The organism is Rhizobium sp. LjRoot98, assembly GCF_964252935.1.
In the GTDB taxonomy this organism is placed as follows: Bacteria; Pseudomonadota; Alphaproteobacteria; order Rhizobiales; family Rhizobiaceae; genus Pararhizobium.
Window position 1 is genome coordinate 1,502,987 of record NZ_CAXUPW020000001.1, and the last position, 13,627, is coordinate 1,516,613.

Sequence of the window (13,627 nt, forward strand, 5' to 3'; positions counted from 1 at the left end):
GTCCGTCCATTTCTAGATCGCGATCAATCGTGAGCGGAGCTGCGACCGGTCACGAATGGTTGTTCTATACGCTTGAGACGGCCGCGCAAACCCGTCTTGCGCGCCACTGCAACTGTGAAAGCCTGGTCAGGCTAAGCGGAGATCATTTCCGCAAGGATTGAAGCCAGCCGTTTGCCGCCGATGGGGGCCATGTCCTTGGTCTCGTGATGGCTGAGTTCGCCGCCCGTCATGCCCGCTCCGAAATTGGTGATAACCGAGGCGGCTGCAACCTTCAGACCGAAAAACCGGGCAAGAATGACTTCCGGTACGGTCGACATGCCGACGGCATCCGCACCAAGAATACGGGCCATGCGGATTTCGGCCGGCGTTTCGAAATTGGGGCCGGAAAACCACATATAAACCCCTGAGCCCAACGGAATATCCAGTTTGATCGCCGCAGCGCGCATGCGCTCGACAAGGCCCGGATCGTAAGCCGACGTGAGGCCGACGAAGCGATCATCGCTGTCGATACCAATCAGCGGGCTGGTGCCGGAGAAATTGATATGGTCGGTGATCTGCATCACCGAGCCCGGCGGCAAGTCTTCCCGCAGAGATCCGGCCGAATTGGTGAGGATCAACGTTTCGACGCCGAGCGCCTTCAATGTCTCGATCGGCGTGCGCATCGCATTGGCATCGCCACGCTCGTAGAAATGCACCCGGCCTGAGAGGACGATAACCGGAACGCCGCCGATCCTGCCAGCAACCAGCTCGCCGGCATGGCCCGATACGGCGCTGATCGGAAAGCCCGGTATATCGGCATAGGATATCCGCACGGGATCCGTGACCGCATCAACCAGCGATCCAAGGCCCGAGCCGAGCACGATGCCGTAGCGTGGCGACAGGCCGGCAAGCCTGGCCTTCAGCATATCTGCAGCGGCCGTCATCCAAAAACCTCGGTCTCGAAGGAGTGCGGCAGAAGATCCGACATCGACAAGGTCTTCTTCACACCCGTTTCATCGCAAAGGAAAATAAGGGTGCTGGCCCCGGAAAACTCCGCAAGCCGCTGGCGGCAGCCGCCGCAGGGGGGGCAAAGTGCCAGCTTCTCGGCGATGACAGCGACTTCGACGATCTTGCGCTGTCCGGCCATCACCATGTGGCTGATCGCAGTCGTCTCGGCGCACCAGCCCTCCGGAAAGGACAGGTTCTCGATATTGGCGCCGGTATAGATCCGGCCATCCTCGGCGCGGATGGCAGCGCCGACGGGGAACTTCGAATAGGGCGCATGGGCTTTTTCCATCGCCTCGCGGGCTGCCTCGAAAAGTTCGTTCTCCATGGTCAGCGCTCCTTCACATAGGGTACACCACCTGCCTTGGGCGGGATGGCCTTGCCGATGAAACCGGCAAGCAGGATGACCGTGAGGATATAGGGCAGCGCCTGCATCAATTGTACCGGTACCTGACCGATCAACGGCAGCGGATTTCCCTGCAGGCGAATCGACAGCGCATCGAGGAAACCGAACAGCAGGCAGGCAAGCATGATGTTGACCGGCCGCCACTTGGCAAAGATCAGCGCCGCAAGCGCGATATAGCCCTTGCCCGCCGTCATACCCTTGACGAAGCCCGCACTCATCGCCAGCGACAGATAGGCCCCTGCGAAGCCGCAGAGAATGCCGCAGCAGATGACGGCGCGGTAGCGCAGCCAGATCACGGAAATACCGGCAGTATCGACGGCACTCGGGTTTTCGCCGACGGCACGCAGGCGAAGGCCGAAGCGGGTGCGATAGAGCACCCACCAGCTGAACGGAACCAGGGCGAAGGCGACATAGGTCAGGATGAAATGGCCGGACAACAGTTCGGAATAGATCGGCCCAAGAAACGGCACGTCCCTGACCGCATCGGCAAACGGCAGTGTTATCGTCTGGAAGCGGGCATCGCCTGACAGTGCGGGTGTGCGGCCGCCCTGCCGGAACCAGGCTTCGCCGAGAATGACCGTGGACCCGGCAACGATGAAGTTGATGGCGACGCCGGAAACGATCTGGCTGCCGCGCTGGGTGATCGAGGCATACCCATGCACCAATGACAACAGGACAGAGATGAGGACGGCGGCCATCAGGCCCATCATCACATTGCCGGTGACCGCAGCAACCGCACCGGCGGCAAAAGCGGCACCGAGCATCTTGCCTTCAAGGCCGATGTCGAACACCCCTGCCCGCTCGGTGAACAAGCCGGCCAGCGCCGCAAAGATCAAGGGTACGGAAACACGGATGGTCGATTCAAGGATCGCGATGATCGTGTGGAAAAAATCCATGGCTCAGGCTCCCCTTGTCTGGGCTGCAACTGCGGAGCGGCGGCCGATACCGGCAAATGCTCGGCCGATGGCCGGGCGGAACATGTTTTCGAGCGCGCCGGCAAAGAGAATGACCAGGCCCTGGATGATGACGATCATGTCCCGCGAAATGGACGGCATTTCGAAGGCGATTTCGGCTCCGCCCTGATAAAGCATGCCGAACAGGACGGCTGCCGGAATGATCCCGGCCGGATGCGACCGGCCCATCAGCGCCACTGCGATGCCGACGAAGCCGGCGCCCTGCACGAAATCCAGCTGCATGCGATACTGCTCGCCCATGATCGGGTTCAGCGCCATCATACCGGCCAGACCACCCGAGATCATCATGACGATGACGGTGATGCGCGCCTCGCCAATGCCGGCATAGCGCGCCGCCGAGGGGCTATGGCCCATGGTGCGCATCTCGTAGCCGAGCTTGGTGCGCCAGATCAGCACCCAGACCCCGAACGCGGCCAGAAGCGCCAAAAGGAAGGAGACGTTGAACGGCGAATTGCCGAGATTGAGCCCGAAGATCGACATAAGCCAGTCCAGCTTCGGCAGCTGCCCGCCCGCCTCAAAAGTACGGGTCTGTGGCGCCATCTGGCCGAGAGGCTTCAGAACGCGGGTCAGCAGATAGACCATCAGGCTGGCGGCGATGAAATTGAACATGATGGTGGTAATAACCACGTGGCTGCCGCGCTTGGCCTGCAGCCAGCCGGGCAGGAAGGCCCACATGGCGCCAAAAGCGGCCGAACCGATGATCGCCAACGGAAAGACCACGAACCAGGGCATGGTCTTGTCGAGCCAGAGGCAGGCAAGCGCCACGCCGATGCCGCCGATATAGGCCTGGCCTTCACTGCCGATATTGAACAGCCCGGCATGGAAGGCGACTGCGACCGAGAGGCCGGTGAAGATGAAGGTCGTGGCATAATACAGCGTGAAGCCGATATATTCGCCGCGGCCGAAGGCGCCGTTGATCATATGGTAGGCGGCATTCAGCGGGTTTTCGCCGACCAGAAGCACGACGAGACCGGCCACCAGAAAGGCGACGACAAGGTTGATCAGCGGGATCAGGCCATATTCGGCCCAGGCCGGCAGTTTTGCGTATGGATTGCTCATTCGGCGGCCTCCTTGCGGCCTTCGACACCGGCCATCAACAGGCCGAGCTCCCCTTCGGTCGCATCCGGATCGCGCTCGCCAACCACACCGCCGGCGAACATGACGATGATACGGTCGGACAGGGCACGGATTTCATCGAGTTCGACAGAGACGAGCAAAACAGCCATGCCCTGGTCGCGCATCTCGATGATCCGCTTGTGGATGAATTCGATGGCGCCGACATCGACACCGCGTGTCGGCTGGCCGATGATCAGCACATCCGGGCCGCGCTCCATTTCGCGCGCCAGCACGATCTTCTGCTGGTTCCCGCCAGAAAAATTGGCGGTCTTCAGCCGTGGATTGGGCGGCCGGATGTCGTATTTCTTGATCTTCTCCTCAGCATCCGCCTGGATCGCCTTGGTGTTGAGAAACACCCCGTTCAGGAAGCGCTTTTCATGGTGATAGCCGAGAATGCCGTTTTCGGCCTCCTCGAACTTCAACACCAGCCCGACATGATGGCGATCTTCCGGAACATGGCCGAGGCCGCGGTCGCGCAGTTCGCGCGGGTCGACATGGCCGGTCACGTCGATCGGTTTGCCGTTCAGCAGCACCTTGCCGCTGACCGCCCTGCGGATGCCCGAGATTGCTTCCAGAAGTTCCGACTGGCCATTGCCGGCAACACCGGCAATGCCGACGATTTCACCGGCGCGCAAATTGAAGGAAACGTTGTCGACCATGGTGACGCCGCGACCGTCACGCACCGTCAGGTTTTCCACCGCGAGTTTCACCTCACCCGGATTGGCCGCGCCCTTTTCGACGCGAAGCAGCACGCGGCGGCCAACCATCAGTTCGGCCAGTTCCTCGACCGAGGTTTCCTTGGTCTTGCGCGTCGCCACCATCTCGCCGCGGCGCATGACGGAGACTTCGTCAGTGATCGCCATGATCTCGCGCAGCTTGTGGGTGATGAAGATGATCGTCTTGCCCTGGTCCTTCAGCTGGCCAAGGATGCGGAACAGATGGTCGGCTTCCGGCGGCGTCAAAACGCCCGTCGGCTCATCGAGAATGAGGATATCGGCCTTGCGATAGAGGGCCTTGAGGATTTCGACGCGCTGCTGCAGGCCGACCGGCAACTGCTCGATCAGCGCATCCGGATTGACCTCCAGCGCATATTCCTTTTCCAGCCGCTTCAGCTCGACGCGGGCCTTGGAAATACTGGTGTTGAGGATCTGGCTTTCTTCGGCGCCGAGCATGACATTCTCGAGCACGGTGAAATTTTCGACCAGCATGAAATGCTGGTGCACCATGCCGATACCGCTGGCAATCGCCGCGTTCGGATCCTTGATCGTCACGGTCTTGCCATCAATGATGATATCGCCCTTGTCGGCCTGGTAGAAGCCGTAAAGGATCGACATCAGCGTCGATTTACCGGCGCCGTTTTCACCGATAATGCCGTGAATGGTGCCCTTGCGGACGGTCAGGTTGATATTCTTGTTGGCATGGACAAGGCCGAAGCTCTTGTCGATACCACGCAACTCAATGGCAATATCGCTCATATTGACCCATGTTCCCCAAGTCGGCCCGGTTTCCTCCGCCTTGAGAGCGGTAGTCCGGGCATCGATTTTTTTACCAATTGGTATAAGTTTAGCATCGAATTCCCGACGCGTAAGTCAAAAAATCGAAAGCCCATCTACTCTTCCCAGTTCATTCGGGAGAGTCCAGCGCGATTTACGCACTTCCGGACGAAACGCAATATAGCCGGACCGCAGACTGTATCGATCATGTGGATATGATAGGGAATGCATCGAACACGAGGCTGCCTTAAGGAAAAACCATGAGCAACGACAGCGAACGTATCACCCGCCTTGAGGAGACGATCGCACACCAAGCGAAGACGATCGAAGAACTGTCCGATCAATTGACGCAGCAATGGACTGTGGTCGAGCAAATCCGGGCCAAACTCGACCGGCTGACCGAGCGCTTTCTCAGCCTTGAAGAGCAGAGCCTGGAAGCGCCGGCGAATACCCGGCCGCCGCATTACTGAGCCGGCTACTTACCTTCCTCATGACACGAAAAAGCCGCCAGCCCAAAGGACCGGCGGCTTCTTTCATTCAATCACACGAGATCAATAAGGGCAGGCTTCATCCGACATGTAGTCGTGAACCTGAACCGTGCCGGCAATGATATCAGCCTTGACCTTGTCGACCGCAGTCAGCATGTCCGGGGTGATCAACGCCTTGTTGTTGTCATCGAGCGCAAAGCCGACGCCATCTTCCTTGAGGCCGAGGTTCGACGTGCCGAACTCGAACTTGTCATCCTTGGCAGCCTTGAAGGCTTCATAGACGGCAACATCGACGCGCTTCAGCATCGAGGTCAGGACCTTGCCCGGCTGAAGGCCATTCTGGTTCGAATCGACGCCGATGCCGAGCTTGCCAGCATCTGCGGCCGCCTGCAGCACGCCAACGCCGGTACCGCCGGCAGCGTGATAGACAACATCAGAACCCTGATCCATCTGCGACTTGGCGATTTCGCCACCCTTGACCGGGTCGTTCCAGGCATCCGGCGTGGTGCCCGTATAGGCTTCGAGCACCTTGACATCAGCGCCGGTGGACTTGGCGCCACCGATGTAGCCGCAGGCGAACTTGTGGATCAACGGAACATCCATGCCGCCGACGAAGCTGACGGTCTTCGACTTGGAAGCGAGACCGGCGAGAACGCCGACGAGATACGAGCCTTCCTGCTCCTTGAAGACGATCGACTTGACGTTCGGCTTCTCAACGACGGTGTCGATGATGGCGAATTTGGTGTCCGGATATTCAGCCGACAGCTTTTCCAGCGGCGGCGCCCAGTTGAAGCCGACAACCACGATCGGGTTGTTGCCGTCGCCGGCGAAGCGGCGCAACGCCTGTTCGCGCTGGGCGTCGTTGCTGATTTCGAACTCGCGGTATTCAATGCCGGTTTCGGTCTTGAACTTTTCCGCGCCGTTGAAGGCTGCTTCGTTGAAGGATTTGTCGAACTTGCCGCCGAGATCGAAAATGAGCGCCGGCTTAACGTCGGCAGCAAGAGCCGTGGCCGACATCATCGAAAAGGCAAAGAGACCGAGGAGGGTTTTTTTCATTGTGCAGCCCTGTTGTTGCTATTGATCTTGTTGGGTCCTCCCGCAAGCTCCTCTTTCGGGAGCATGTCTGCGGAACCACCACTCCCTTTTTAGGGGATGTTTGGCTGGGGCGCATCCTTGCATGCCTCAAATCAAAATTCACCCGAAATTTTTCAATTGGTAAAAAAAGGTAAATGGCTCAAAAAACCGGCAAAATCATCAAATTGGCTGGTGGGCAATCTCCGTCCGTAGGCCGTCCACGCCTGCCGTAAACGAAAAAGCCGCGGCACCCAGGCGCCGCGACTTTCAATATTTTCTCTCTGGCCTGCGCTACCAGGACTTGCTGAGCTTCAGCGTCACTGTCCGCTGGTCGCCGTAGCCGCAGGTGAACAGGCCCTGGCAACCCTTGACGTATTCCTTGTCGAACAGGTTGGTGACGTTGAGGGCTGCACCCCAGCCGTTCTTTTCGTAGCGGATCGCAGCGTCCGCGACGACCGCGTCCGGAACCTTGGCGGTGTTTGCCATATCGGCGAAAGACTCGCCCTGATAGCGTAGGCCACCGCCGATGCTGACACCTTCCATCGCGCCATCGGTTACCAGATATTCGACCCAAAGAGCCGCCTGGTGTTCCGGGATCAGATACGGCCGGTTGCCGATCAGCGCCGGATTGAGATCTTCGGTGACCTCCAGATCGTTATAGGTATAGGAGCCGATCAGCCTCCAGTTCTGATTGAGATTGACCTTGCCTTCCAGTTCCAGACCGGTGGAGGTCACTTCGCCAAGCTGTTCCTGCAGGAAATCGGGACGGGTCAGCGCCACGTTCTTCTTGACGATATGATAGACGGAGGCCGTGAACAGGCCATCGATAAAGGTCGGCTCGTACTTGATGCCGCCTTCGATCTGGTGGCCATCTTCCGGCTCAAGCGCCCCGCCGGTGAATGCCGTTCCGACCAGAGGATTGAAGAAGGTAGCCGCCGAAACATACGGCGTCAGGCCGTTGTCGAACTCATAGGCAAGGCCGGCACGGCCGCTCACCGCGCTATCCGTGGTGCTGTAGGAACCTGTCGCAAGCCGGGAAGCATTGTCGATATCGACATAGTCGTAGCGGCCATTCAGCGTGACCAGCCAACCATCGCCAAACCGGATCTGATCCTGCGCATAGACGCCAGTCTGCTTCATCCGCGTGACACCGTCGAGATAGGTGAAGTACGCAGGCAGAGTGCCACCGTAGACCGGGTCGGTCGGGTCGAGGTCCGGGCCAGGAAATGCTGAAGCCTGGGTCTGGTCGATTTTGAAATTCTTGTAATCCAGGCCGAGTAGCAGCGAGTGATTGAGCGGTCCGGTCGAGAATTCCTTCTCAGCGCGGTTGTCAACACTGAAGCTATCGACTGACGTATCATGCTTGAAGCCAAGCCGGGCCAGATCATAGGTCGGGGTATAGGCGTAGGGATAGACCAGCTCCTCAGCCTTATCGAGATGGCTGTAGCGCAGGTTCTGCGAGACCTTCCATCCATTGTCGAACTCGTGGGAGAATTCGTAGCCGAACATCTGCTGGTCGTAACGGCCAAAATCGTGATCCGGCTCGCCGGTAAACAGGTCGCGGTCGATCTTGCCGAACGGCGCATTGGTCACCGTGCCCTCGTAGGGCAGAAAACCGTTGCCGACATGGGTCTGATCGAAGGCGGAGGCGATCGCATACACCGTCAGCGATGTCGCATCGTCCGGCGCATAGGTGATCTGCGGCATGATGAAGCCGCGCAAATCCTCGGAGAAATCCGAATAATTATCGCCACCAGCAATCTTGCCGGTAATGCGGTAAGTGATCGTTCCGTCGGCATTCACCTTGTCATTGGCATCGAAGCCGAAGAAGGCGTTGCCGAAATTGTTGATGCCGATCTCGGTGGAATAGGCAGGCTCCGCCTGCGGGCGCTTGCGCACGAGATCAACGATACCGCCGGGGTTCGAGCCGCCATAGAGAACGGAGGCCGGGCCTTTCAGGATCTCGACACGTTCCATCATGTAGGCATCCGTCTGGAAACCGCCGAAGCCGTAGGAATAGAGGTTCAGACCATCAAGAAAGACGCCGGTCTGGGTCGCATCGAAGCCGCGGATATAGAACCAGTCGGTGTCGGGGTCGCTGCCGAAGGGCTCGGTCGAAACGCCAGCGGTGTAGCGCAGCGCCTCGTCGATCTTGGTGACGACGCCGCGATCGTCCAGTTCCTTGCGTCCGATAATCGACACTGATTGCGGAATTTCCGAAACCGGCGTTGCGGTCTTCGATCCCGTACCCGTTGCCTTCGGCACGTAGCCATCAACGGGGCCGGTTGCCTCGCCCTCGCTGGGCTTGCCGCCCTTGCCGCCTTCAACGGTCAGTCGCTCCAACGCCGTGGCACTGCCCGTTGCCGCGTCCTGTGCATGTGCCGGCTGTACTCCGGTGATCGCCGCAACAGCCGCGCTCGCCATCAACACCCGATAGAGACCAGTCCCCTTGATCTGCATGAATTCGTCACCCCAGCTTGAAACCGGGCGTCTTCGCCCCCGTCGGCGGCACGTGATCCGGCATGTCCATGAATATAAGCGGAGTCTTTAGCTCAACTATGATGAGTTCGGATTGTCTCTGGCTGCGGTTCTTGAACGTTTCTGGTCCATATTCCGCATTATGCCCAGGCAAAGCGCAAATGCTCAAAACCGTTGGCTTTTTGCCCACATGGCGGGCGTCGCACCGACCGATTTGCGGAACACACGGGTAAAGTGCGCCTGATCGGCAAAGCCCGTTTCCGCAGCAACCCCGCTCATCGGCAATTCGCCTTTCAGCATCAACTGCTTGGCCCGCTCGATACGCGCCTTCATCTGCCATTGATACGGTGGCAGGCCGGTCGAAGCCTTGAAGGCATGGCTGAAATAGGACTGGGACAGGCCCGTGAGGGTTGCCAGTTCCTCCATCCGGATACCGCGCAGGCAATTTTCCTCGATATACTCGATGGAACGGCGCAACTGCCAGGATGCCAGTTCGCTGCGCTTGCGCGTTCGCACCGGGCCAAGCTTCATCACGTCGACGAACAGCGCAACGGACAGGCCATCGCCATAGAGATCGTGCAACGGTTGCGGGTTCGCGCATTCGGCAGCGATCAGCTCGGCCAGAACCAGGAAACGCGGTTCGGAAAACATCAAGCGCGGCGTATCCAGCTTGCGCGTATCGACGTCCTCCATCAGCCTGCGGCTGAGGACCTCCGCGTTAAAATGCAGATCGAGATGGCGGACGTAGTTCACATCGACCATCTCGGCCCACAACTCCATGCCGGCCGGAATATAGGAAATCATCTGCCGGCGGCTGTCTTCCGCGACAGCCTGATGCGCCTGACGCAGCCGGATATTACGCCGCCCGCCGCCCTTGGCATCAAGCACGATGAACAGCCGCGGATCATCTGCCACATAAAATCCGCCGGCGGCCGGCGCGCATTCGACGTCCCAGAGATCCGCAACAATACCGTTCCACTCGCGCCGGTTCAGGCCGCCAATGACGGAAAACCCGGAAATCCTGTTGTTCATGCGCGGTTGAAAGGTCATGAGGTCTCGGTAGAATCGGCTGTCGCTACAGGTCGGAGTAAAACCTACTTTTTATATTCAAGTTTTACTATTCGAAATCCAGCATCTTTGCAATTGCTGAAAAGCCCGCAACCCCATCGTTTGTCGGGCGTTGTGTCCTTTTCACCATGCCGGGCGGGGGATTAGAGGTGACAGACCGGCAGACGCACGCTCGGCGCGTAGAAAACAACGCTAGCGGAAAGAGAACTGACTTTTTTGCCGGTTCACACTCGGCTTTGCTTACTCAAGCCGAGAACCGGCCGGCAACGGACCGCCGCTTGTAGGCTATTACCCAAAGGATCAGCGCGATCAGCAGGAAGAAGGCAAAAGCCGGTTGCTGCAGAGACCAACGGATCAGCGGATCGAGAAACGCACCATTCGCATGCGGCCGCTCCAGGCTCTGCACCAGCGACTGCGTCGAGGACCCGCCTGCCGCAAGCGCCGCCGCCAATGGCGTCAACACCGGTTGCGATGCCGAGACCGACTGGATGGCATCGACAGATGCAACGAGAACCCCCATGACAAGCGCCAGAAAACTCGCAAACCGCAGCAAAAACCGCATTCCGCCTCCACTCTACCGCCGTATTGGCCGGGCTCAGCAAGCAATAAGCACAGGCTGGAGCAAGCGCAATCCCACCTTTTCGCAGGCGCGGATCGCAAGAAGTCAAAAAACTGTCAGAAATCAGTTGATCCCACCGAGTTCCTCGGTATATATCGCGCCGGTCCGCAGGTTTTCGCCCGCGGCTCACCCGGTTTGGCCCAGCCGAACGGGGTTCTCAGGAGAAAGCAAGCGCTTGTCTCTAATCCACCGGCCCCAACCGCCGGTGCGATTGACAAAACGGACAGGTGGCCGAGTGGTTGAAGGCGCACGCCTGGAAAGTGTGTATACGTGAGAGCGTATCGCGGGTTCGAATCCCGCTCTGTCCGCCATTCATCCCTTTGACGTGACGTGACGTGACGTGATCGCCACCAGATTGGACACTGACTGATCCATCGTGGGATAGTTTCTCCGTAATCTTATGCACAGCCGGCGTGCGAGCCGTTTACAGCCGCTCCTTGCCGGAGCGCCCTCGACTGCATCCCGGCCACTCGCTCAAATGATGTTCCAGTACCGCTATTTCGGAAACAGGAATGTCACCGCGAGCCGGACACCCAAGCCTTCCGGTCCATTTTCAGGAGCTTCCGCCCAGTAGCGAAGTCCAGCGGTGAAGCTGATTGGCTGCTTGTCGATGGTGACAAGCTTGGAGACGGTGAAATTTATCGGAACCGACCACTGTTCAGCCTTCCAGTCATACGTTGACTCCGTATTCAGGGCGAACGTCCAGGCGTCGGATGTCGTGTAGGAAAGGAAGGGCTGCAGGAAGGTGCTGCTGACATCGCTGCGATCACTGTTGCCCGCGAACGACCAGATGTGGTTGGCAAGGATGCCGTAAGTCCATGGCCCATCTTGCCTGAGCGCTACGATTGTCGGGCCGGCTCCCCATTTTTCGCCGCCAAGCAGATCGTCTGTCGCTGTCGGAATCAGGAACACGGGACCGGCCCCCCATATGATGCCGCTTTCGGCCGGTTTCGCGGGAGACAGAAAGAAGCTCTGGACGATGTCACCGAGGCCGAACTGGGTTCCCGAAGGCCCCGCGATGTCGTCCTGCCACGTCACCGGGAGGATGGTTCGGGATATGAGGTTCCAATCCTCGTTCAGTGAGATCGGTATGACGGGCTGGATGTTGAGCGTCGCCTTGTCGCCATCGAGCGGGCCATAACCATGATCATAGTTGAACTGGAATGGAACGCTGATGAGCGACGCAATCGGGTTGGAGAGTTTCTTGGCGAGGTCGGCTCCCGAATCCTGTGCCGTCGCCGGGGTGACAAACGGCGCCATGGCAGCCAGTGCGAGGAAAATCTTCAATGTCATTGGGAGACTCCTGGAAAGGCTACTCGACAGCGCTCTTGGCTTCAGTGGTGTGCTTGTCGCCCATGTGCGCATGTTCGGCCAGCATGTCGTAGGCGATGTAGTACTTGTAGATATTGCTGACATATTGAACGGTTTCCCGTCCAACGATGGCGGCGGCACCGTTTTCGACATTGCCGAACCAGCGGTTCGGATCGAGGCCCATCTCGGCTGCCTTGGCGCGGAATTTACGCAGGTTGCCCGGCCCGGCATTGTAGGCCGCAAACGCGAAGAGCAATTGTTCGCGCGGCGGCAGGGCTGGATCGGCGATATAGGTATCGATCAGGTGGCGAAGGTACTTGTTGCCGGCCTCGACGTTTCGGTCAGCGCTTGAAATATCCTTGATGCCGACCGCCTTGTCGGCGGCAGTCGTCGGGAGCAGTTGCATGATGCCGACAGCGCCACGCGGGCTGCGCCGCGACTGGTCCAGCTGCGATTCCTGATAGCCCTGGGCGATCACCATCAGATAGTCGAAGGAATATTCGCCGGCATGCTTGCGAAAGATATCGACGAGCTTGGTGAATTTCTCCATCTCCGCGGGCGAATAGGCACGGCGCACCATCTTGTCGCTCTTGTAAAAGCGGTTCTTCAGGATATTGCCGAAGGTGGTGCCGATCTTGTGATCGTTGGCGAAAGCATCGAGCTTGGCCTTCAGAAGCGGGCTATTCTTGCGGATCGCCCAGGCAATCTCGCCATCGGTATTGACGGCGATATCCGGATGCACGGTGAGATTGGGAAACACGTTCTTCCAGATCGTCGCCTTGTAGTCATCGACCACCGTCCAGGGCAGAAGTCCCGCGTCGACCATTTCGAGCAGGTCTTCGTCTTCCAGATTTTCGTCCATCGCAACCAGCGTGATTTCCGGCTTTCCCTCCGCCTTCCGCTTTTCATTGATCGCCGCCAGATGCTCGTAATAGCTGCTGGAAGGACGAAGGCGGATTTCCTTGCCGGCGAGATCATCCAGGCTTTTGACGCCCGTTGCGCCGGGACCTGTCACCAGAACCTCCGAAGCCTTGGCGTAAAGCGGTGCAGAGAAATCGACCTCCACCTGTCTTGCAGGCGTGATTGTCAGATTGGCCATGACGATATCGCCACGCCCCTCGTTCAAGGCGGTGATCAGCTCGTCGCGCGCTACCGGAACGAAGGCGACGCGCATCTTGTCGATCTCCTTCTTCGTCTTGGCGTTGAGGACCTTCTGGAACTCGGTGCCGAAATCGACCGCGGTGCCGTATTGAGCGCCCTTGTCGATGAAGTAGATGGTCTTGCTGAAAGGCACGATGATGCGCACCAGCCGACGCTTTTCCATCGCGTCGAAATCATCCGTGAATTTGCCCAGCAGCGAGGCGTGGTCCTGGCTCAAGGCAGGCCCGGAACCAAATACAATGCCGGCCGATCCGCACAGCACGAGAAACATCACGAGAAGCCGGTTTGCCATAAGGAGCGCCTCTTAAACGGCGGTCGCCGTCCGGGTTGAGTGTCTCGATTCGGATGCAACGCTACTGTACTTCAACTTCTTCACGCCAGGCAGCACCCAGAACGCGCCGAAAACGCTTTGGCTAGCCCATGATACCGGAAGGAGCCATTCTGAAAATGGAGCA

The 13,627-nt window shown here is 58.8% G+C and carries 12 protein-coding genes and 1 tRNA gene; 2 read left to right on the forward strand and 11 right to left on the reverse strand.

Features of this window, described 5'->3' with window-relative positions; translation table 11 throughout:
* Positions 1-131: 131 nt before the first annotated feature.
* From ACSQ3J_RS07435 to ACSQ3J_RS07455, 5 genes are read right to left on the reverse strand one after another with little or no spacing between them, the layout of a single operon-like run.
* A complete protein-coding gene (locus ACSQ3J_RS07435; protein WP_060501056.1) occupies positions 132-923 on the reverse strand; it encodes a purine-nucleoside phosphorylase in 792 nt (263 codons plus the stop codon).
* Positions 920-1,312, reverse strand: coding sequence for a cytidine deaminase (locus tag ACSQ3J_RS07440; RefSeq protein ID WP_060501058.1), 393 nt, complete (start codon positions 1,310-1,312; stop codon positions 920-922). Before ACSQ3J_RS07440 ends, ACSQ3J_RS07435 begins: the two co-directional genes overlap by 4 nt.
* Positions 1,313-1,314: 2 nt before the next feature.
* On the reverse strand, positions 1,315-2,286 hold the full coding sequence (locus ACSQ3J_RS07445) for an ABC transporter permease (RefSeq protein WP_060501060.1): 972 nt from the start codon (positions 2,284-2,286) through the stop codon (positions 1,315-1,317).
* 3 nt (positions 2,287-2,289) lie between these two features.
* The gene (locus ACSQ3J_RS07450) at positions 2,290-3,423 is read right to left on the reverse strand and encodes an ABC transporter permease (RefSeq protein ID WP_060501062.1); all 1,134 of its coding nucleotides are present in this window, start codon (positions 3,421-3,423) and stop codon (positions 2,290-2,292) included.
* Positions 3,420-4,955 carry an ABC transporter ATP-binding protein gene (locus tag ACSQ3J_RS07455; protein ID WP_060501063.1) on the reverse strand — a complete coding sequence of 512 codons (1,536 nt, stop codon included), beginning with the start codon at positions 4,953-4,955 and terminating at the stop codon, positions 3,420-3,422. The genes ACSQ3J_RS07450 and ACSQ3J_RS07455 overlap by 4 nt, the downstream gene beginning before the upstream one ends.
* A 278-nt stretch (positions 4,956-5,233) precedes the next feature.
* Here ACSQ3J_RS07455 and ACSQ3J_RS07460 point away from each other — a divergent pair, with 278 nt between their 5' ends.
* Positions 5,234-5,443: a SlyX family protein gene (locus ACSQ3J_RS07460; RefSeq protein ID WP_060501066.1), complete on the forward strand. Its 210-nt coding sequence runs from the start codon at positions 5,234-5,236 to the stop codon at positions 5,441-5,443.
* Positions 5,444-5,524: 81 nt separating this feature from the next.
* On the opposite strand, the gene ACSQ3J_RS07465 is transcribed toward ACSQ3J_RS07460, so the two are convergent.
* The 4 genes from ACSQ3J_RS07465 to ACSQ3J_RS07480 form a co-directional block, all read right to left on the reverse strand.
* Positions 5,525-6,517, reverse strand: a complete 993-nt coding sequence (locus tag ACSQ3J_RS07465) for a BMP family lipoprotein (protein ID WP_060501069.1) — start codon at positions 6,515-6,517, stop codon at positions 5,525-5,527.
* Between the two features lie 309 nt (positions 6,518-6,826).
* Positions 6,827-8,995, reverse strand: coding sequence for a TonB-dependent siderophore receptor (locus ACSQ3J_RS07470; protein WP_436038920.1), 2,169 nt, complete (start codon positions 8,993-8,995; stop codon positions 6,827-6,829).
* A gap of 183 nt (positions 8,996-9,178) precedes the next feature.
* Complete coding sequence (locus ACSQ3J_RS07475; RefSeq protein ID WP_060501075.1) at positions 9,179-10,063, reverse strand: helix-turn-helix domain-containing protein; 885 nt, start codon at positions 10,061-10,063, stop codon at positions 9,179-9,181.
* A 262-nt stretch (positions 10,064-10,325) separates the two neighbouring features.
* The gene (locus ACSQ3J_RS07480; RefSeq protein WP_060501077.1) at positions 10,326-10,643 is read right to left on the reverse strand and encodes a hypothetical protein; all 318 of its coding nucleotides are present in this window, start codon (positions 10,641-10,643) and stop codon (positions 10,326-10,328) included.
* Between the two features lie 278 nt (positions 10,644-10,921).
* Between ACSQ3J_RS07480 and ACSQ3J_RS07485 the strand changes: the two genes are divergently transcribed.
* A tRNA-Ser gene (locus ACSQ3J_RS07485) sits at positions 10,922-11,011 on the forward strand.
* A gap of 184 nt (positions 11,012-11,195) precedes the next feature.
* On the opposite strand, the gene ACSQ3J_RS07490 is transcribed toward ACSQ3J_RS07485, so the two are convergent.
* Both ACSQ3J_RS07490 and ACSQ3J_RS07495 read right to left on the reverse strand, forming a co-directional pair.
* Entirely contained in the window at positions 11,196-11,993 is a 798-nt protein-coding gene (locus tag ACSQ3J_RS07490) for a hypothetical protein (RefSeq protein WP_060501079.1), read from the reverse strand.
* A gap of 19 nt (positions 11,994-12,012) precedes the next feature.
* Positions 12,013-13,464: a transglycosylase SLT domain-containing protein gene (locus tag ACSQ3J_RS07495; RefSeq protein ID WP_060501081.1), complete on the reverse strand. Its 1,452-nt coding sequence runs from the start codon at positions 13,462-13,464 to the stop codon at positions 12,013-12,015.
* Between the last annotated feature and the right edge of the window lie 163 nt (positions 13,465-13,627).